This is a genomic window from Streptomyces sp. GL_148 (assembly GCF_057834205.1).
Map to the genome: position 1 here is coordinate 7,538,098 of NZ_CM174396.1, position 18,458 is coordinate 7,556,555.

Annotated in this window: 17 protein-coding genes; 10 read left to right on the forward strand and 7 right to left on the reverse strand. The window is 73.3% G+C overall.

The features are described from left to right. The first annotated feature begins 425 nt into the window (after positions 1-425). A complete protein-coding gene (locus AC3IYI_RS34080) occupies positions 426-1,208 on the forward strand; it encodes a hypothetical protein (protein ID WP_489407285.1) in 783 nt (260 codons plus the stop codon). Then, the gene (locus AC3IYI_RS34085) at positions 1,205-2,221 is read left to right on the forward strand and encodes a metallophosphoesterase family protein (RefSeq protein ID WP_489407286.1); all 1,017 of its coding nucleotides are present in this window, start codon (positions 1,205-1,207) and stop codon (positions 2,219-2,221) included. The genes AC3IYI_RS34080 and AC3IYI_RS34085 overlap by 4 nt, the downstream gene beginning before the upstream one ends. 52 nt (positions 2,222-2,273) lie before the next feature. Here the strand turns inward: AC3IYI_RS34085 and AC3IYI_RS34090 are convergent, their stop codons facing one another. From AC3IYI_RS34090 to AC3IYI_RS34105, 4 genes are all read right to left on the reverse strand, one after another. Beyond that, a complete protein-coding gene (locus tag AC3IYI_RS34090) occupies positions 2,274-3,869 on the reverse strand; it encodes a molybdopterin-dependent oxidoreductase (RefSeq protein ID WP_489407287.1) in 1,596 nt (531 codons plus the stop codon). 62 nt (positions 3,870-3,931) lie between these two features. Beyond that, positions 3,932-4,219, reverse strand: a complete 288-nt coding sequence (locus AC3IYI_RS34095; RefSeq protein ID WP_489407288.1) for a hypothetical protein — start codon at positions 4,217-4,219, stop codon at positions 3,932-3,934. 226 nt (positions 4,220-4,445) lie between these two features. Then, entirely contained in the window at positions 4,446-6,830 is a 2,385-nt protein-coding gene (locus AC3IYI_RS34100) for an alpha-N-acetylglucosaminidase (RefSeq protein ID WP_489407289.1), read from the reverse strand. Positions 6,831-6,940: 110 nt separating this feature from the next. Next, positions 6,941-8,662, reverse strand: a complete 1,722-nt coding sequence (locus AC3IYI_RS34105) for a ricin-type beta-trefoil lectin domain protein (protein WP_489407290.1) — start codon at positions 8,660-8,662, stop codon at positions 6,941-6,943. Positions 8,663-8,854: 192 nt separating this feature from the next. Between AC3IYI_RS34105 and AC3IYI_RS34110 the strand changes: the two genes are divergently transcribed. After that, complete coding sequence (locus tag AC3IYI_RS34110; protein ID WP_489407291.1) at positions 8,855-9,499, forward strand: TetR/AcrR family transcriptional regulator; 645 nt, start codon at positions 8,855-8,857, stop codon at positions 9,497-9,499. A 31-nt stretch (positions 9,500-9,530) separates the two neighbouring features. After that, a complete protein-coding gene (locus AC3IYI_RS34115) occupies positions 9,531-10,526 on the forward strand; it encodes a serine/threonine dehydratase (protein ID WP_489407292.1) in 996 nt (331 codons plus the stop codon). 42 nt (positions 10,527-10,568) lie between these two features. Here AC3IYI_RS34115 and AC3IYI_RS34120 read toward each other — a convergent pair whose 3' ends face one another. Further along, entirely contained in the window at positions 10,569-11,018 is a 450-nt protein-coding gene (locus tag AC3IYI_RS34120) for a universal stress protein (protein WP_489407293.1), read from the reverse strand. 191 nt (positions 11,019-11,209) lie between these two features. On the opposite strand from AC3IYI_RS34120, the gene AC3IYI_RS34125 reads away from it, so the two are divergent. After that, positions 11,210-11,566, forward strand: a complete 357-nt coding sequence (locus tag AC3IYI_RS34125) for a hypothetical protein (RefSeq protein WP_489407294.1) — start codon at positions 11,210-11,212, stop codon at positions 11,564-11,566. A 67-nt stretch (positions 11,567-11,633) separates the two neighbouring features. Here AC3IYI_RS34125 and AC3IYI_RS34130 read toward each other — a convergent pair whose 3' ends face one another. After that, entirely contained in the window at positions 11,634-12,755 is a 1,122-nt protein-coding gene (locus AC3IYI_RS34130; protein ID WP_489407295.1) for an alpha/beta hydrolase family protein, read from the reverse strand. Positions 12,756-12,856: 101 nt separating this feature from the next. On the opposite strand from AC3IYI_RS34130, the gene AC3IYI_RS34135 reads away from it, so the two are divergent. Next, positions 12,857-13,060 (forward strand): glycosyl hydrolase-related protein, encoded by a 204-nt coding sequence (locus tag AC3IYI_RS34135; RefSeq protein ID WP_489407296.1) that lies wholly within the window; start codon positions 12,857-12,859, stop codon positions 13,058-13,060. A gap of 134 nt (positions 13,061-13,194) precedes the next feature. Here AC3IYI_RS34135 and AC3IYI_RS34140 read toward each other — a convergent pair whose 3' ends face one another. Further along, positions 13,195-13,908 (reverse strand): alpha/beta fold hydrolase, encoded by a 714-nt coding sequence (locus tag AC3IYI_RS34140; RefSeq protein ID WP_489407297.1) that lies wholly within the window; start codon positions 13,906-13,908, stop codon positions 13,195-13,197. A 255-nt stretch (positions 13,909-14,163) separates the two neighbouring features. Here AC3IYI_RS34140 and AC3IYI_RS34145 point away from each other — a divergent pair, with 255 nt between their 5' ends. The 4 genes from AC3IYI_RS34145 (at position 14,164) to AC3IYI_RS34160 (ending at position 18,447) form a co-directional block, all read left to right on the forward strand. After that, positions 14,164-16,197: an NADPH-dependent 2,4-dienoyl-CoA reductase gene (locus AC3IYI_RS34145; protein ID WP_489407298.1), complete on the forward strand. Its 2,034-nt coding sequence runs from the start codon at positions 14,164-14,166 to the stop codon at positions 16,195-16,197. Positions 16,198-16,255: 58 nt separating this feature from the next. Beyond that, entirely contained in the window at positions 16,256-16,672 is a 417-nt protein-coding gene (locus tag AC3IYI_RS34150) for a PaaI family thioesterase (RefSeq protein ID WP_489407299.1), read from the forward strand. A 588-nt stretch (positions 16,673-17,260) separates the two neighbouring features. Then, complete coding sequence (locus AC3IYI_RS34155; protein WP_489407300.1) at positions 17,261-17,809, forward strand: hypothetical protein; 549 nt, start codon at positions 17,261-17,263, stop codon at positions 17,807-17,809. Beyond that, the gene (locus tag AC3IYI_RS34160; RefSeq protein ID WP_489407301.1) at positions 17,806-18,447 is read left to right on the forward strand and encodes an OmpA family protein; all 642 of its coding nucleotides are present in this window, start codon (positions 17,806-17,808) and stop codon (positions 18,445-18,447) included. Before AC3IYI_RS34155 ends, AC3IYI_RS34160 begins: the two co-directional genes overlap by 4 nt. Positions 18,448-18,458: the final 11 nt, after the last annotated feature.

Consider the following 18,458-nt stretch of genomic DNA (forward strand, 5'->3'; position numbering starts at 1 on the left):
GCGCATCGTGTCGGACCTGGGAAGGGGGGAGGCGCCGGACGGGAAGCCGGTCTCACCGCGCTGGCCACCGCGAGGATCCAGTGGTCGTCAGGTCAAGCCAGCCGGCGCCGGGCTACCGCGTCGAAGGTGTGACCGAAGGGGGGTGGGCAGAGTGGCCATGACGTGCGCCTTCGTCCGTTGCCGGGATCTTGTGAATGCATTCACGATCCATGATCCTTATCTCGCATGAAGCACGGCGAAGATCCCGAACCGGTCCTGGGGTAGATTCGCCGCCTGTTCACCTGCGCGGTTCCGGGGCTTTCTGGCGGGCTGGTGCCATATGAGGAATGATCGACGGGGATATGCGGAAAACGCAGAAAACGCGGAACGTCACGAAAGTGGCGAGTCGCCGGATTCGTTCCGGCGCGCGAGCCGGGTTGTCGCCGGTGGCGCCGTCGCGCGCGGGCTACCAGGTCAAGCTGCTCGTCGACCCGGACCGGGTGCTCGACGCCGACGGCCTGCCCACGGTCGCCGCGACCGCCGCGCTGTCGCTCGGCGCGCCCGCCCGGACGGAGGTCGCCCAGTACATGGACGACGCCGGGCGCAGCCTGAACGGGCAGGGCTGGATCGTCCGCATCCGGCGCCACGACGACGAGAACCGGATCCGCCTCGCCTACAAGGCCCGCTTCGACATCGAGGGCGACGGTACGGACCCGGCCGCCGTGCGGCGCGTCATGGACCGGGCCTCCGGGCACAACTTCTGCGCGGGCGACGGCAATTACACCGTCCAGGTCAACCTCAGCCACACCCGCGCCACCGTCGACTTCACCAACAAGAAGTGCCGGCCGGTCCCGGGCCTGGCGCCCGGCGAACTGCCGGGGCTCGACGCCTCCCGCGCCCTCGTCCTGGACCGCCTCCCCGGAAAGCTCGCCAAGTGGGGTGCGAAACCTGCCGGTTGGGCGGAGTCGGTCACCGCTTCATCCCGGCTCCACGGTCCCGTAAGACAGGCCAACTATCCTGGCCGGATGCTCGATCACGCGATGGAGACGCAAGTCAGCCGGCTGCGGACCGCCTCCGGCGAGCTGACCTGGTTCGCCGAGATCACCGCCAAGGGGCGCACCTTGCGGGACGCGGTCGAGCTGCGCTCCGACCTGATGGGCAAGCTCCGCGCCGAGGGCTGGCTGCTGGAGCGGGACGCCTTCAAGACCGACCTCGTCCTCGGCTCGTGAACACCTCCGCGCCCGCGCCGATACGCGTGGCCCACCTGGCCGACCTGCACATAGGCTCCGCCCTGCGCGGCCTGGCGGACTACCCCGGGGCGCCCGCGATAGACCGGCGCGAAGCCCCGTACGAGGCCCTGAGCGCGGCCGTGCGCCACATCGTCGAGGGCGGCTACGACGCGGTGCTCATCGCCGGCGACGTCTTCGACCGCCGTCACGCCGACGCCCGGGCGCTGGCCGCCTGCCAGGACGCCCTCGGCGCCTTCCACGAGGCGGGCCTGCACACCGTGGTCGTCTCGGGCAACCACGACGCCGAGACCCCGCTGCCGCACAAACTGAACCTCCCGCCCTCGGTGCGCTGGCTCGGCGCCGACGCCCCCGAGTCGGTGACCTGGCCCGACCTCGGCATCACCGTCCACGGCCAGTCGGTGGCGGTGCCCGACGAGCGCCGCGACCTCGCCGCCGGCTTCCCCCGCGCGATACCCGGCGCCGTGAACATCGGGCTGCTGCACACCAGCCTGCACGGCGCCTGGAGCCGCCGGACCTGCGCACCGGCCGACCCGCGGACACTGGCCCGCACCGGATACGACTACTGGGCGCTGGGCCACGTCCACCACCGGCTGGTCCCCGGCGCCGCCGCCTTCGCCGCCTACCCGGGCAACACGCACGCCCGCGGCCCCTCAGAGCCGGGCGGGCGCGGTTTCACCGAGCTCCTGATCGAAGGCCCCGCCGCGGACCCGGGCCCGGGCGGCGACCGCCGCCGGATCCGGATCCTCCCGGTGGACACCGCCCCCGTGCGCTACGAGACGCTCCACCTCCCGTACCCGCAGACCGCCGAGGCCGACCTGAGGGACCGGTTCGCGGCCGTCCCGGAGCGGCCCGGGGGCGGCGCCGTCGTCTGGACCCTCAGCGCCGCCACCCCGCCCGGCCTCCTCCACGAGGCCCGCGCCGCGGCCGGTCCGGCTGTCATGGTCTGCCCGGCCGAGGGCCCGGCGGGCGAGGGCCCTGCCGTCGCCTCCTGACGCGGCCCGACCCGGCCCGGCCCGACCGGTACGGCGGGCGGCACGCCCCGCCCTAGCCCCGGACCCGAACCGTCACCGCGTGCCATCCGGTGGCCCCGTCGGGGAGGGTTCCGGCGCGTTCCCCCGTCTGCACGGCGCCGGTGCGGTCCGTGGCCCGGACCTCCAGGGTGTGCCCGCCCGGAGCCGCCTCCCAGATCCACACCCACTGGCGCCAGGTGTCGTCGCCGTCCGCCGCCCCGAGCCGGGCCTCCCGCCACGGGCCCGCGTCCACCCGTACCTCGACCCGCGCGATGCCCCGGTGCTGCGCCCACGCCACCCCGGCGACGGCCACCCGGCCCGCCGCGACCTCGGCGAAGGGGCGCGGGGTGTCGATGCGCGACTGGGTCTTGACCGGAGCCTGCTGCGCCCAGGAGCGGCGCACCCAGTACGCGTCGTACGCGGCGAAGGTGGTCAGCCGCAGTTCGCGCAGCCACTTGCACGCGGAGACGTACCCGTACAGGCCCGGCACGATCATCCGGACGGGGAAGCCGTGCTGGAAGGGGAGCGGCTCGCCGTTCATCCCCACGGCCAGCAGCGCCTCACGGCCGTCCATCACGGCCTCGACGGGGGTGCCGAGGGTCATCCCGTCCACCGAGCGCGCCACGAGCTGGTCGGCGCGGCCGCCCTGCGACGGTGGCCGCACCCCCGCCTCGCGGAGCAGATCGGCGAGGCGCACGCCCAGCCAGCGGGCATTGCCCGCGTACGGGCCGCCGACCTCGTTCGACACGCAGGTGAGGGTGGCGTCGTGTTCGACCAGGGGGCGGGCCAGCAGCTCCCGCAGGCTGAGGGTGAGAGGCCTGGATACCCCGTCCCCGTGCACGCGCAGCCGCCAGGTGTCCGCGTCCACGCGCGGGACGACCAGCGCGGTGTCCACCCGGTAGAACGCCTGGTTGGGGGTGATGAAGCGGGAGGTCCCGGGGATCCGCAGGTCCGACCCGGCCGGTACCGGCGGGGCCGGCACGGCGGGCGGCGGAAGGACGAGCCCGGCCCGCGACGCGGTGGCTCCCGCGTCCCCGAAGGCGCCGAGCCGCCGCCCGGCGTACCCGACCCCGGCCGACAGGGCCAGGGTGGCGACCGCGAGGCGGCCGAAGCCGCGCCGGTCCATGGCCCCGGGCGGGCCGGCTCCGGAGGTCCGCGACGTGGGCCGGGGGATGGCTCTGACCAGCAGGTACAGCACTCCGGCGGCCGCGAACCCGCCCACCAGCGAAGGCAGCGCGTCCTGCCGGGCGGCCTCCGGCCGGCTCAGCGCGGCCGCCGCGCCGAGCACGCCGAAGGCCGCCGCGAGAGCCGTGCCCGCGGCCGGGCGGCGTACGGCGAGCAGCCCGGCCACGATCGCCACGACGGCCAGCACGGCGCCGATGCCCAGGGTCAGGACCAGCTTGTCCGCCGTACCGAACTGGCGGATCGCCCACTCCTTGACGGCGGCCGGGGTGTGGTCGACCACGGCGCCGCCGACGGCGGTGACCGGGGCGGCCTCGGGCCGTACGGCCGCCGCGGCCAGCTGGGCCAGGGCGAGCCCGGCGAAGGCGGCCAGGAGTCCGCTGACGGCGCCGAGCGCGGACCGGCCCCGCCTTCCGGGTACGGCCCGCCCCGCCTTCGTACGGATCATGCGGAGTCACCGCCCGCCCCGCTCGGTGGGATGTGCCCCCAGCTACCAGGGTGCCTCCGAAGCTACCAGGGTGCCTCCGAATCAGGGGTCCGCGCCTCGGGCGGGCGGGCGATCTGGCGCCGCTTGCGCAGTTCCACGATCCCGTCGGTCAGCCGCTCCCGCAGATCGGAGCGGCGGCGCAGCTGCTGCTCCCGCTCTGCGGGCGGACGTGACCGGCCGGTGGCGGGCAGGGCGGCGGATGCGGTCGCGGTCGCGGGCGTGGATGTGGGTGCGGGTGCGGTGCCCCCGCCGGTGAGGAGCGTCAGCAGCTCCAGCGTCGCCGAGGTGCGGTGCGGGTCGGGCTCGGACATGGCGGGCGTCCTTCCGGCGGCGAGGGCGGCGTCGGAAAGGGCGGCCGCCGGATGATGGTTCCGGTGACCGCCCCTGATCCGCTTCCGTCAGTTGCCTTCAGTGAACCCAGTACCGCGCCGGAGCGGCGGCCGGTCCGCCCGGTTGTCCCCCGGGCGGGTGGGGAGCTTCCCACCGGAGGGTGAGCGGCGCCTCATCGGGAGATCCCCATCCCCTTTGTCGTGTAGGTCAGTTGACCTCGGGAAGGGTGGCGGCGATGCCGGTCGCCAGGACGTACGGGTCACCGCTCGGGCGCGCAGGGTGGCGGGTGGTGAGCCGGGCCCAGTCGTCCTCGAAGGCGTGCCAGTCGATCGCGCTCGGCGCGCCGCGCCGCACCAGGGCCTCCTCCAGCGAGGCGAAGTAGGAGGACCAGCGTCGGGCGTACAACTCGCTGATCAGGCCGCTCCATTCGCGGTTCGCGTAGTCGTGCAGGAAGCCGCCCTCGCTGGTGCTCTGCCGCCCCCACACGCTGAGGATCGAGCGGGCGTCGTACTCGTACCGGTCCTGCTCGGCCTCGTCCGCGCCGTGCGAGCGGGCCGCCGACAGCCAGGAGCCGAGCAGGAAGTTCGGATCGGAGCCGACGAGCGCGTCCAACTGCCGCTCCCGGTAGGCCCAGTCGGCGGTCAGCTGCCGGAACAGGGCCAGGTCCTGGGCCTCGTACGCCGCCTTGATCTTGGGCAGCAGGATCCGGGAGTGGTTGGCGAGGGCCTGCCGGGTGGTGTTCACCAGGTCGAAGCGGTAGGCGCTGGAGGTGCGCAGCCGGGGGTCCACCTTGAGCAGGTGGTCCACGGCCCGGCGTACCGAACCCGCCGGATACCGCATCGCCTTGGGGCTCCAGTAGGCCGATCCCGCCGCCGTCAGGCTCGGCCGGGCGGTGAAGAGGCTGTCCTGGGACTCCGACCACAGCCCCGAGGAGGTGCTGTACGGTCCCTGGCGCAGCTCCTCCCAGGCCGCGGCGGCCGCGGCGTCGGGGGCCCCGTACCGGCGGCCCGCGAAGTCCGCGAACCACTTCCGCTGGTCGATGGGGCCGGGCTCCCAGGCCAGGTCGGTGAAGAGGTCGAAGGCCGCCGGGTTGGTCCCGGTGGCCTCGGGCATGTAGGCGATGCCGGTCAGTGCACTGTCGGGCTTCGCGCGCCAGGCCTGGAACCGGTCGATCCACACCGAGGTGTTGGCGCCGATCGTCGTGTGCCCGCCGAAGTTGTAGATCGAGCCGATGGCGTACGCGGTCCCGCCCCAACGGGTCTCGCGGTCCAGCCGGTTGTACCGGTCGGAGAGCCCGTCCAGGATCAGCAGCTTCGAGTTGTCCACCCCGGCCAGCAGCTCCTTGGTCGGATCGTCCTGCCAGCCCAGTACTGCCCACAGCGCACCCGGATGCGCCGCCCACAGGGCCTGCTGCACCGCCCCGGCGGCCGCCTTCACGTCCACCGAGCCGGTCTGTCCGCCCTCGTGCAGCGGGCTCATCCGGTACATCGTGCTGTCCCCGAACACCGCGCGCTGCTCGGCGTAGTACGCGGCGGCGAGTTGGGCGAAGGGCGGCGAGACCGGGTCCAGCCAGTCGGGCCGGTCGAAGCCCGCCCAGTCGCCCTGCGGAACCGTCACCGCGCCCGGATTGCGCCCGGCGAAGGACGGCGGCACCGTCCCGAAGTAGCCCGGCAGGACCGGGGTCATGCCGAGACCGCGCAGCTGTTCGGCGATCCTGCCGCCCAACGTGGCCCGCCCGCGCATCAGTTCCTCGGACACCGGACCGCCGAAGCCGCTCAGGTTCTGCAGCAGCCACCAGCTCTGGTGACCGGGGCCCGGGATCCACTCCCGCAGCTCCTCGGCGGTGTAGCCGAACCGCTGGAGCGCCCGGTAGTACGGGTATTCGGCGCCGACCTGTACGAACACCTCGTTGATGCCGTGCAGGGCGAGCAGGTCGATCTGCCGCTGGTGCTCCTCGAAGGTGCGGTACGGGCCGCTGTACCCGTCGTCGGTGTCGTTCAGTGCGTACCGGTGCGCCACCCGAGCGCTGCGGGTGACCGGGGAGGGCACCGCCGGCAGCTCGGCCGGCAGCAGGCCGATGCTGTCGCCGGGCCAGCCGATGTCGGCTCCGGCGACGTGCTGGAGGTACCAGCCGACCCCGGTGAGTAGGGTGGCGCCGGTGGAGCCCCGGACGGTGATCGCGCCGGCCGTGCCGGACACCGTGAAGGCGTCGGGCCCGGCTCCCGCGTCGGCGACCAGCGTGAACTGCCCGGCGTGGCGGGGCAGCAGCCGTTGCAGGGAGGCCCGCGCGGGAGTGGCGTCGAAGACCCGAGGCCGGGGCGCGGACGGCGTCGCGGTGTGTCCCGCACTGGACCGGGCGGGTGACGGCGAGGGGGGCTGGGCGGGGTGCTGGGCGGGGGCCTGGGCGGTGGACGGGCCGGGGGGAGCCGTGGCTCCGGCGGCGGGTTCCGTCGCTCCGGGGGCGGGTTCCGTCGCTCCGGGGGCGGCCCCGGCGACCGCCAGGGTGAGCAGGACCGCGGGCAGCGCGGCCAGGGTGACCCGGCGGCGCACCCGCCGGGCGGCCCGGCCGCGTGGTGGGAGGGGGACCGGCATGCGCGTCGTCCTCGTCTCGGCCGGTTCCGGCGCTGCGGCCGGCTCGCTCGGCTCGGTGGGTGGGTGCTTCCTCGTCTGATGCCTCGTCTGCTTCCCCATGGGGCGGGGCGTCAGACCGGCAGGGCCCACGCCTGGTCGACCTGGTGGTCGCCGCAGGGCGTCAGCCGCAGCCGCTCGGCGGGGGTGCCCGGTTCGACGGGCGGCGCCGCGGGTGCCGGCGCCGTCAGGCAGAGCCCGCTCGCGTCCTCGACCAGGGCCCCGTCGCGGCGGGGGGTCCAGCTCTGACCCGGCTCGCGGCGCCGCTGGTCGCCCGAGCAGTCGGCCAGCTCCACGAGGCCCTCCTCGGCGGCCGACAGGCAGGCGCCGGCCAGGCGCAGGCTGCCGTACCGGCCCAGGGTCCAGCGCTGGTCGGGTGCGCCCGTACAGGCGGCCATCACGACGGCGCCGACGCCGGTGGTGTTCGCCCCGTCGGCGCAGGCGGCGCTCGTGCCGGAGCCCCGGCCGGCGATCTGCCCGGTGGGCACGGCCCCGGCGCAGCCGGTGCGCGGGGTGAGCCGCCAGACACCGGTGTCGTGCGCGGCCAGCGTTCCGGTCAAGGCGTCGGACACCTCGCGGGTTCCACCGGTCCACAGGTTCTTCGCGTCGACGGTGCAGGAGCCCAGCCCCAGCCCGAGCTCGTCGAGCGGTACGCGGATGTCGCGGGCGGCGGCGGACCGGTTGAGGACGGCGACCGCGCGGTCCCCGTTCGCCAGCGGCCGCACCAGGATGTCGAAGGTGGCGTTCGAGGAGACCACCGCGCCCTGGACGCCCATCGGGTCCTGGTCCAGCGCGATCAGATCGGTGTTGCCGAGGGCGGCGAGCCCGTCCGGGGTGAGCTCGGAGACCTGCGAGGACAGGATGAACGGCGCGGCCATCATGGCCCACAGGCCGACCTGGCTGCGGCTCTCCGCGGGGCTCAGTCCGGGGGCGCCCGCGATCAGGAAGTCGGGGTCGTTCCAGTTGCCGGGGCCGGCGTACCGGCCGAGCCAGCGGTTGTAGCCGTAGTTGCCCATGACCGAGCTCCAGCGCGAGGTGTCCGGGGCGGCCGGCTTGTAGACCTTGATGTCCCGGCCCTCGCGCCACAGCTGGCCGGTCTCGCCGACCCAGTCGATCACCTTGTGCCAGTCGGATCCGCCCCACTCGCCCTGCTGGAAGTACGCGGGCGCCGACGCGGACAGCACCATGTCCCGGCCGCTGTCGCGCAGCGCCCTGGCGACGGAGTTGTAGGCGTCCCGGTAGGCCTGTTCCTTGGTCTTGCCCTCGGGCACCCAGAGGTTGCAGCCGTCCATCTTGACGTAGTCCACCTCCCAGGAGGCGAACTGCCGGGCGTCGCGGGCGTAGTGGTCGGGGCCGCCGCCCTCGGGGGAGCCGCTGCCGGGGTAGCGCTCGCAGGTGAGGGAGCCGGCGTCCTGGTAGATGCCGAACTTCAGCTTCCTGTCGTGCAGGTACGCGCCGAGCCAGGCCATGCCGTGCGGGAACTTCTGCGTGTCGACGACCAGATTGCCGTCCGCGTCGCGGCTCTTGGTCATCCAGCAGTCGTCGATGGTGACGGTGTCGTAGCCCTTGGCGGCCAGGCCGGTGGCCACGAGCGCGTCCGCGTTCGCCACGACCTTGGCCTCGTCGATGTCGCACATGTAGTGCGCCCAGTTGTTCCAGCCCATGGGCGGAGTGAGCGCGAGCGGGGTGTCCGACGTCGCCGTGGGCTCGGCCGCCGCCGGAGCGGGGCAGAGCGCGAGGGCGAGCAGGGCGGCCGCGGTCAGACAGGGGAGCGACGCACGCAGGCGAGGCGGCACGGAGTCTCCTTGACGTGGGGGCTGTCGAGGGCTCAGTGCAGCGGTGTGACTACACGCTGTCAACATAAGTCGGGGGTTATTGATCAATGACCAGCAATATGGGTGTAGTCGAGCGCGCACGAAAGGGTTGATACGCCGTACGGTACGACGTTCCATACGCTGGCTGTGACAGTGGATGATACGCTGTATCTCATGCCGAGAACCTCAGCCGCCCTGGACCGCGCGACACCCGCGGCGATCGCCGCCGCCGCCCTGCGGATCCTCGACGAGCAGGGGCCCGCCGCGCTCAGCTTCCGCGCCCTCGCCGAGCGGCTCGGCGTCTCGCACGCCACCGTCCAGCGCCGCTGCACCGACCTCGCCGGCCTGCTCGACCTCTGCACCGAACACCTCGCCGCCCAGTTGCCGCGGATCCCGGCCGCGGTGGGCTGGGCCGAAGCCACCGAGCAGCGGTTCACCGCGCTCTACCGGCTCCTCGCCGCCCACCCCGGGCTGATGATCCTGCGCGGCGGCCGCCCCTGGCTGGGCCGGCAGCTGCTCGCCCGGCTCGTGGAACCGGCGCTCGCCGACAGCGTGGCCGCCGGGATGACCCCCGCCGAGGCGATGACCGCGTACCGGCGGATGTACCTGCTGACTCTGGGCAGCGCGGCCTTCGTGGACCACCGGGACCCGGCCGCCGCCACCGCCGCCTCGCGCGCGGCGCTGGCCGCCCTGGACCCCGCCGAGTTCCCCGTGCTCTCGGCCGGACTGGCCGACGTACTGCCCGCCCTGACCGACCACGAGGTGTACTACGGCGCCCTGCGCCAGCTGATCGAGGCCAACCGGCCCGCCGGAGCCTGAGACGAGTTTCGAACGACAGGAGTACGGGTCCATGGAACAGCAGCTCGACGCGGTGCAGCTCGACGCAGGGCCGCTCGACGCGGTGCAGCTCGACGTAGTGCCGCTCGACTACGGCGCCGTGCGCGCCGCCGCCGACCGGATCGCCGGGGCCGTGCGGCCCGTCACGGTGATACCCGCGGGCGGAGGGATCTCGTACGCCCTGGAGTACCTCCAGCACACCGGCTCCTTCAAGGCGCGCGGCGCCCGCAACTTCCTCGCCGCCCACCGCGCCGCCGGCACCCTCCCCGAGGCCGGGGTCACCATCGCCTCCGGCGGCAACGCCGGCCTCGCCTGCGCCTGGGCGGCCCGCGCCGAGGGCGTACCCGCCACGGTGTTCCTGCCGGCCACGGCCCCGCGCGTGAAGGTGGAGCGGCTGCGCGGCTACGGGGCCGACGTACGGCTCGTCGGCGACCGGTACGCCGAAGCGCTCGCGGCCTGCCGGGAGTTCGCCGCCGGGAGCGGGGCGCTGAGCAGCCACGCTTACGACCATCCGCTCATCGCCGCGGGCGCCGGGACCCTCCTCGACGAGATCCGCACCGCCCTGCCCGGCCTGGACACGGTCGTCGTCGCGGTCGGCGGAGGCGGGCTGTTCGCGGGCATCGCGACCGCCGCGCGGGAACACGGCGTACGGGTCGTCGCGGCCGAGCCGGAGAACTGCCGGGCTCTGAACGCGGCCCTCGAAGCCGGCCGGCCGGTGGACGTCCCGGTGGACTCGGTGGCCTCCGACTCGCTCGGAGCCACCCGGGTCTCCGCGGACGCGCTGGCCGCGGTGCAGGAGCCGAACGCCGTATCGGTCCTGGTCCCGGACGCGGCGATCACCGCCGCCCGGCGCGCGCTCTGGGACGAGCACCGCATCGTGGTCGAAGCGGGCGCGGCCACCGCCCTGGCGGCCGTACGCACCGCGTCCGGGCCGCTCGGCGAGCGGGTCGCCGTGGTGCTCTGCGGAGCCAACACCGACCCGTCGGACCTGGGCGCCGCGCCGTCCTGAGCGGCGGCCGGACCGCGGCCGCGGTCCCGTCCCTCAGCCCCCTCAGGCGGAGCCGTCCTCGCGGACCACGACGACGGTGCTGGCCGCGTACTGCACCACCTGCTGGCTCACCGAGCCCAGCAGCGCGCCCTTGATGCCGCCGTAGCCGCGGGTGCCGACGACCGTCAGCGCGGCTTCCTTCGAGGCGTCCACCAGCACCTGCGCGGGCGAGCCCTGTTCCACCCGGCGGAAGACCGGAACGCCCGGCGAGGTGCCGACGGCCTCCGCCACGGTGTCGGCGAGCTTCTGCCGGGCCGCCTCCTCGGCGTGCACCAGCTCGGTCTGCTCGGCCGGGCTGACGCCGAACGGGTTGGTGTTCCACTCCCAGCTCATCACGGCGTGCACGCGGCCGCCGATGGCCTTCGCCTGGGCCACGCCCCAGCGCAGGGCCTGCTTCGAGTGGTTCGAACCGTCCACGCCGACGACGATCAGAGGCTCGATGTTCTGGCTCACGATGGTTCCTCGCGTTTCGTCCGAATGATCGTTCTCATCCCTGTATACACGCCGCACCGGGTCCGACCTCGAACGACGATCGTTGCGCGGACCGAAGACTTTGGAGAACAGCAGGGCGCCACTGCGCTTGCGAGAGTCGGGAGGACGGACGGGAACCACCCGACGGATGGCAGAGGAACGAGGAGTTCGACGTGGCGCGACGCAATGGATGTCTGATCGGCTGTGCGGTGGCCGGGGTGCTGGGGATCGGACTGCTCGTGGCGCTGCTGTTCGGGGTGGGCAAGGTCATTGACGTGGCCGACAAGACCCTCGTCGACCAGAAGGTGTACGAGGCCGTCAAGGTCGGCGACGCAGAGGCCGAGGTCCGCGCGAAGCTGCCGTCCGGCGAAAGCTTCGTCACCTCGGCCCTCAAGGACGGCGGCCCCGCCGTACCCGCCGGCAGCCAGTGCTCCTGGTACCTGTCCGACTCCGGGAGCGGCGACACGGTGCTGCGCTTCTGCTACAAGGACGGCAAGCTCGCGGAGAAGGCCGACTACCGCGTGAAATAGGGCTTCCGGCTGCCTCTCGCGCGCAGCCGCGCTCCACAGTGGTGCACGTACGGGCCCATGGTCAGCCCTAGCCCTGGCCCTGGCCCTGGGCCGGGTTGGCGACGCCGCTTTCGTTGACCAGGAAGCGGCCGGTCGAGGCGCCGTTGAAGGTGCCGCGCTGGATCCACTCGGTCAGGGCGGCCTTGACCGTGGCGTGCGGGCCGCCCCAGGGCTCTCCGGGGCGGCCGCCGTAGACGGTTCCGGTCTGAAGCGTGCACCGGGCACCGGTGCAGGCCTCCAGCATCATGCCGTGGCTCGCGCACGCCACGTGGACCAGCGCCTTGTTCGTCATCGCCGCGGGCAGGGCGTCGTAGACGGCGGTCGCATTGGAGGGCGCGGACGGGGCGCTGTCGTCCACCCCGTGCAGGACCAGTGCGGGCGGGGTCAGCTGACCCGCGACGTCGGCGTTCCAGCCGTACGTGGAGAAGGTGGGGGTGCGGCTGAGGCCCGTCGGGCTCCCGGGCGTGGGCCCGCCCCACGTGCTTCCGATCTGGTCCTGGGCGAGCATCTGGTCCCAGCGCGCGTCCGAGGCGCCCGGGACGGTGCGTCCCGTGCACTCGGCCTCACGGGGTTGCGGCAGCGGAACCGAGCTGAGATTGGCGCGGGTGCTCAGGGTGAGGGGGAAGGTGGTGAAACCGGCCGGCGGGACGGCCTCTTCGGTCGGGAAGCCGTAGAGGGAGGACATGAACACCACGCGGTTCACCTTGCGGAGGGTGGTGGCGGCTCCGGGCACCACCGTGTTGCCCGCGTACAGGGCTCGCCCCACCTGCACCGCGCCCAGCGAGTAGCCGATCAGGGTCAGCCTGCCGCCCGTGGGCCTCGCCCGGGCGACGGCGTCGTCGACGACCTGGCGGATGTCGCGTACCCAGACGTCGGTACGGGCGAACCGGGTGCTGCTGGAGTGCGCCGCGCGCTGGCCGCCGAGCGGATTGGTCAGGAGCAGGGATCCCTGTTGGTCGAGGGCGAAGGCGGCCGGGTTGTGCGTGCGGTCGCAGCCCTCGGGGTGGGCGCAGCTGCCGTCCGTCCCGAACGGCCGCAGGCTCGCGTTGCCGGGGTCGTCCAGTCCGTCCTCGAAGCGCGCCGAGAGCCCGTAGCCGAGCAGGTTCGGGGCGAAGGTGTCGATCCCCTCCCGCGCCAGGGACGTCTGCACGCTCAGATCGCCGCCGCCGGGGGCGGGGTGCCGCAACGACTCCACGTACGGCCACGACGTGACCCGCGACATGCGCCCCGACGGCGGACCGCAGCGGCGACGTGATCGTCCGCCTCTACGAATCCCGGGGCGGCCGTGCGCACGCCACCCTGGCGGCGGGCTTCCCCTGGTCGGCGGCGATCGAGAGCGACCTCCTGGAACGCCCCCTGGCGGGCACGGCCGTCTCCGCCCCCGCCCCGGACGGCACGATCCCCCTCATCCTGCGCCCGTTCCAGATCGTCACGGACCGCCTCCACCGGGCCTGACCCCCGAAGGCGGGGCCCCCGCTCGGATCACCCGGGCGGGGGCCCCGCCCCCTTCCACGCGTCCGGCGACCGGTAGCGCTTCGCGTGCCCGGCCGTGGCCAGGGCCGTTTCCGGGCGTGCTTCCGCCTCCGGGTTCACCGTGCGAGGAACGCCGCGACGGCCGCGGTGAACTCCCGGGGCGCCGCCGCGTGGATCAAGTGGCCGTACGGGAGGGTGATCAGGCGGGCGTCCGGGATGCGGCGGGTGACCTCGTCGAAGGACGCGGGCGGCAGGTGGCTGGTGGGGCCGCCGTAGATGACCAGGGTCGGGGCCGTGATGCGGGACAGGTCCGCCAGCCAGGCCGGGTCCGGGCGGTCGAGCTGGGGGCGGACCGCGAGCACCATCGCCCAGTCGAAGGCGAGCTCGCCCTCGGGGCGTACGGGGGCCACGGCCTCGCGGGGGAGCGGCGCGGGCGCGTCCTCCAGGACGAGGCGGGCGATGCGGTGGGGCTGTGCGGCGGCGGCCAGGTACGCGACGACGCCGCCCATCGAGTGGCCCACCAGGTCCACCCGGTCGAGGCCGAGGGCGTCGAGGAAGGCGAGGACGTCGTCCCGCATGAGCGGGAGCGAGTACGCCGACGGCCGCGCGCTGGCTCCGTGGCCGCGCAGGTCCAGTGCGAACACCCGCCGCTCCCGCGCGAGTTCGTCCCGTACGAGGGCCCAGTCGGCGGCGGTCTGGCCCAGCGCGGGGAGGAGGAGCACCGGCGGCCCGGCGGGCGGGCCGGTGACCTCGTAGGCGAGGCGCACTCCGCCGTTCACGGTCACGGTGTGGCGCTCGGTCGTCCGGGTGGTCCGGGGCTTCCGCGTCATCCGGCCGAGGGTACCGGGCGGGCTGATGCGCGGGAGCTGAGCGTCGGCGCGGGGGATGCGGGCAGGGCTCCGCCCTTGGCGATCACCCGGGCCGTGAACTGCGCCACAGGCGTCGACGGAGAGGGCCCGTGGCCACCGGAATCCCCGGATCTCCGGGGCGCGGGGTCCGGAGCTCGCTTATGCACCTAGTTGCACAATAAGCGCTTGCTCAGCTAGAACAGATCCATCACCCCCCGCGCGAGGAGGCACACCCCGATGAGTCCGCAGAGTTCCCAGAGCCGGTACCCGCACCTGCTGAGCCCCCTGGACCTCGGCTTCACCACCCTGCCGAACCGCGTGATCATGGGCTCGATGCACACCGGCCTCGAAGAGCACGAGCGGGGCTTCGAGCGCCTCGCCGCCTTCTACGCCGAGCGCGCCCGCGGCGGCGCCGGCCTCATCGTCACCGGCGGCATAGCCCCGAACGACGCCGGCCGCCCCTTCGAGGGGGGCGCCCGCCTCACCACCGAGGAGGAGGCCGCCGAGCACCGGGTGATCACCGACGCGGTGCACGCCGAGGGCGGGAAGATCGCGATGCAGATCCTCCACTTCGGCCGCTACGCCTACCACAAGGACCTGGTCGCCCCCAGCGCCCTCCAGGCCCCCATCAGCCCCTTCGTCCCGAACGCCCTCACCGACGCCGAAGTCGAGCGCACCGTCGAGGACTTCGTCCGCGCCGCCCGCCTCGCCAAGCTGGCCGGCTACGACGGCGTCGAGATCATGGGCTCCGAGGGCTACCTGGTCAACGAGTTCATCGCCGCCGCCACCAACAAGCGCACCGACCGCTGGGGCGGCGCCTACGAGAACCGCGTGCGCTTCCCGCTGGAGATCGTCCGGCGCACCCGCGCGGCCGTCGGCGAGGATTTCATCCTCGTCTACCGCCTCTCGATGCTCGACCTGATCCCCGGCGGCTCCACCCTCGACGAGGTCGTCCACCTCGCCAAGGAGGTCGAGGCGGCCGGCGCCACCATCATCAACACCGGCATCGGCTGGCACGAGGCCCGCATCCCCACCATCGCCACCTCCGTCCCGCGCGGCGCCTACACCTGGGTCACCAAGCGGCTGATGGGCGCGGTCTCCGTCCCCCTCATCACCAGCAACCGCATCAACACCCCAGAGATCGCCGAGGAGTTGCTCGCCGACGGCCGCGCCGACCTGGTCTCGCTCGCCCGCCCCTTCCTCGCCGACGCCGATTTCGTCGCCAAGGCCGCCGCCGGCCGCTCCGAGACCATCAACACCTGCATCGGCTGCAACCAGGCCTGCCTGGACCACACCTTCAGCGGCAAGCTCACCACGTGCCTGGTCAACCCGCGCGCCTGCAACGAGACGGAACTCATCCTCTCGCCCACACAGTTGAAGAAGCGCGTCGCCGTCGTCGGAGCCGGCCCGGCCGGCCTGGCCTGCGCCGTCTCCGCCGCCGGCCGCGGCCACGCCGTCACCCTCTACGAAGCCTCCGGCCACATCGGCGGCCAGCTCGACATCGCCCGCCGCATCCCCGGCAAGGAGGAGTTCGAGGAGACCATCCGCTACTACGGCACCCAACTCGCCGAGCACGCGGTCGAGGTCAAGCTGAACACCCGCGCCGACGTCGAGACCCTGCGCGGCTACGACGAGGTCGTCGTCGCCACCGGCGTCACCCCCCGCACCCCCGACATCGAGGGCGTCGACGGCCCCAACGTCGTCAGCTACCTCGACGTCCTGCGCGACGGTGCCCCGGTCGGGCAGCGCGTCGCCGTCCTCGGCGCCGGCGGAATCGGCTTCGACGTCGCCGAGTTCCTCACCGACAGCGGCGAAGGCGCCTCCCAGGACCCCGAGGTCTACTTCCGCCACTGGGGCGTGGACACCGCCTACACCGGCCCGGGCGGCCTCACCGCCCCCGAGCGGCCGGCCCCGCCGCGCCAGGTCCACCTGCTCCAGCGCAAGACCACCAAGGTCGGCGCCGGGCTCGGCACCACCACCGGCTGGATCCACCGGGCGGAGCTCAAGCACCGCGGCGTCGTCTCCGTCGCGGGGGCCTCGTACGACCGCATCGACGGTGAGGGCCTGCACATCACGGTGGAGGGCGAGCAGCGCCTCGTACCCGCCGACACGGTGGTTCTGTGCACCGGCCAGGAACCGCGCCGCGACCTGTACGAGGCCCTGCGCGCGGCCGGCGTCGAAGCGCACCTGATCGGCGGCGCCGACGTGGCCGCCGAACTGGACGCCAAGCGGGCCATCCGCCAGGGCACGGAACTGGCCGCCTCCCTCTGAGGACCGGCTGACGCAAAGGGAGTTGTGGCGGCCGCGGCCTGGCCGCCACAATCACCCGGTGACGACGCTGACACCGGCAGACGCGGACAAGATCCTCCACGACAACTTCGCCCCCTGGGTGCTCGCCCTCGGACTCACCGTCCAGGAGACGGGCGAACGGCACGCCGTCCTGCGGCTGCCCTGGTCCGACACCCTCGCCCGCGACGGCGGGGGCCTCAGCGGACAGGCCCTGATGGCCGCTGCGGACACCGCCACCGTCATCGCGATCTCCGCCGCGCGCGGGGCCTACGGTCCGATGACCACCGTCCAGCAGTCCACGAGCTTCCAGCGGCCGGTGGTCGGCGCCGACGTGCTCATCGACGTGAGGATCACCAAACTCGGCAAGCGGATGGCCTTCGCCGACATCACCATGACGCCCGAGGGCGCCGATGAACCGGCCGCGAAGGCCTCCACCGTCTACGCCCTGCTGGGGTGAGCGGCCCGCTGTAGGGTCCAGATTCCCCTGGCCAATGCCACAGCCGTGACCTCGGATTCCGTGGCGCGTCCATCGTGATGCCATGTGGGGGTGTCCAGGTCGGCTGACCAATCCGGACGCGAAACAGCTCTGGACTGACCTACACCGGTACTGCGGTCACCGTCATCGCACCTGTCTGCTTGCGCGTCGCGGTCAGAACCTGAATCAAAGGTGCCGGCGCAGCGACCGGATGCAGGCAGCTCGGGCCGCGATCGAGAGGTCGTGGGGGTAGGCGGTGCCGAGGTCCATGCCGCGGTCCGTGTCGATCAGGGGCTGCTGCCATGACTCGCTCTTCCCCCTCGGACCAGTTGCCGAGCTCTCCTCACGGGAAACGCTCGCGGCTGTTGGACACCGGGTCAACTGCCGTACACCCAGGGCGGGAAGGCTTCTCCCGGGCTTCTGCGGAGATTCATGTGTGCGATGCTGTCACCGGGGCGCAGGTTCGCATGCGCTACCGCGCAACGCGTTGCAGTGGACGGGGAACGAGGGGGAAGCATGATGCGTGAGATGCAGGGTCGGACCGGTCTTGGGCGCCAAAGTCGGCCTGCTGTGGCGCAAGTCGGGGCGAAGGTTGCCGCCGTCGGAATCATTGCGGTCGTAACGCTTTCGCTGAGCGGGTGCGGGGGTGGCGACTCGGGCGGATCGCCGGACGGCAAGAAGCCGGCCGCCGAAAAGCCGGCCGCCGCAGACCCCAAGGGCATGGGTCTGGAGATGAAGGGCGCGAACGGCGCGGTGCTCACCATCGACTCCGTGCAGCGGTACGAGGGCGGTGTGGTGACCGTCCGCGGCGAGATGCGCAACGACGGCAAGGCGGCGCTGAACCCCGACCACTGGACCGGCGGCAACGATCTGTCGCTGAAGAACGGCTACTCCTCGTCGGGTGCCTCCCTGGCGGACCTCAAGGGCAAGAAGCGCTACTACCCACTGCGGGACACCCAGGGCAACTGCCTGTGCAACCAGTTCCACACGGTCTTCCAGCCCGGCGACAAGGCCCCGGTCTTCGTCCAGTTCCCGGCGCCGCCGGAGGGCACCACGGAGGTCGACTTCGCCATGCCGACCTTCGGCACCGCCCCCGTCAAGATCACGGTCGCGCAGTGAGGCCGGCCACGACGGCACGCACCGCGGCCGCCCGGCTCGCGGCCTGCGCACTCACCGCCGTATGCCTGACGACTTTCCTCGGTCTGCACGACGCCCCCGCGGCCCGCGCCGACCCCTCGCCCAGCGCCTCGCCCGAGCCGCCGCCCGTCCCGGTCGATCCGCACGCCGAGGTCCTGGAGCTGAAGGAGGGCGCGGAGCTGGCCCCTCCGGTGGTGGTCGACATCCTCTCGGCCTCCGGAGACCTGTCCGGCGACTCGGGGCGCGAGGAATCAAACGAAGACATCAAGCTGACCCTCCAGTCCGAGGTCCTCTTCGCCAAGGACAGCGCGGAGCTGAGCGGCCGCGCCGACGCCCGGATCGCCGAGGTCGCCGAGGAGATCAGGGAGAACGGCCCGGAGAAGGTCACGGTCCGCGGCTTCACCGACAACCTGGGGACGTACGCCCACGGCAAGGCCCTCTCCACGAAGCGCGCCGAGGCCGTACACAAGGCGCTCGCCGCGAAGTTGGGTGCATCCGGGATCGCCTACGAGGTGGTCGGCAAGAGCGAGGACGACCCCATCGCGGACAACTCCACCGAGGAGGGCCGGAAGAAGAACCGACGGGTGGAGATCTCGTTCGGGCGGGGGACGGAGGAGTAGGGCGCGGTCGG

Coding starts and splice junctions, on each gene's coding strand:
- AC3IYI_RS34090 (WP_489407287.1), bottom strand. CDS start 3,869: ATGATCCGTACGAAGGCGGGGCGGGCCGTACCCGGAAGGCGGGGCCGG.
- AC3IYI_RS34095 (WP_489407288.1), bottom strand. CDS start 4,219: ATGTCCGAGCCCGACCCGCACCGCACCTCGGCGACGCTGGAGCTGCTG.
- AC3IYI_RS34100 (WP_489407289.1), bottom strand. CDS start 6,830: ATGCCGGTCCCCCTCCCACCACGCGGCCGGGCCGCCCGGCGGGTGCGC.
- AC3IYI_RS34110 (WP_489407291.1), top strand. CDS start 8,855: ATGCCGAGAACCTCAGCCGCCCTGGACCGCGCGACACCCGCGGCGATC.
- AC3IYI_RS34115 (WP_489407292.1), top strand. CDS start 9,531: ATGGAACAGCAGCTCGACGCGGTGCAGCTCGACGCAGGGCCGCTCGAC.
- AC3IYI_RS34140 (WP_489407297.1), bottom strand. CDS start 13,908: ATGACGCGGAAGCCCCGGACCACCCGGACGACCGAGCGCCACACCGTG.
- AC3IYI_RS34145 (WP_489407298.1), top strand. CDS start 14,164: ATGAGTCCGCAGAGTTCCCAGAGCCGGTACCCGCACCTGCTGAGCCCC.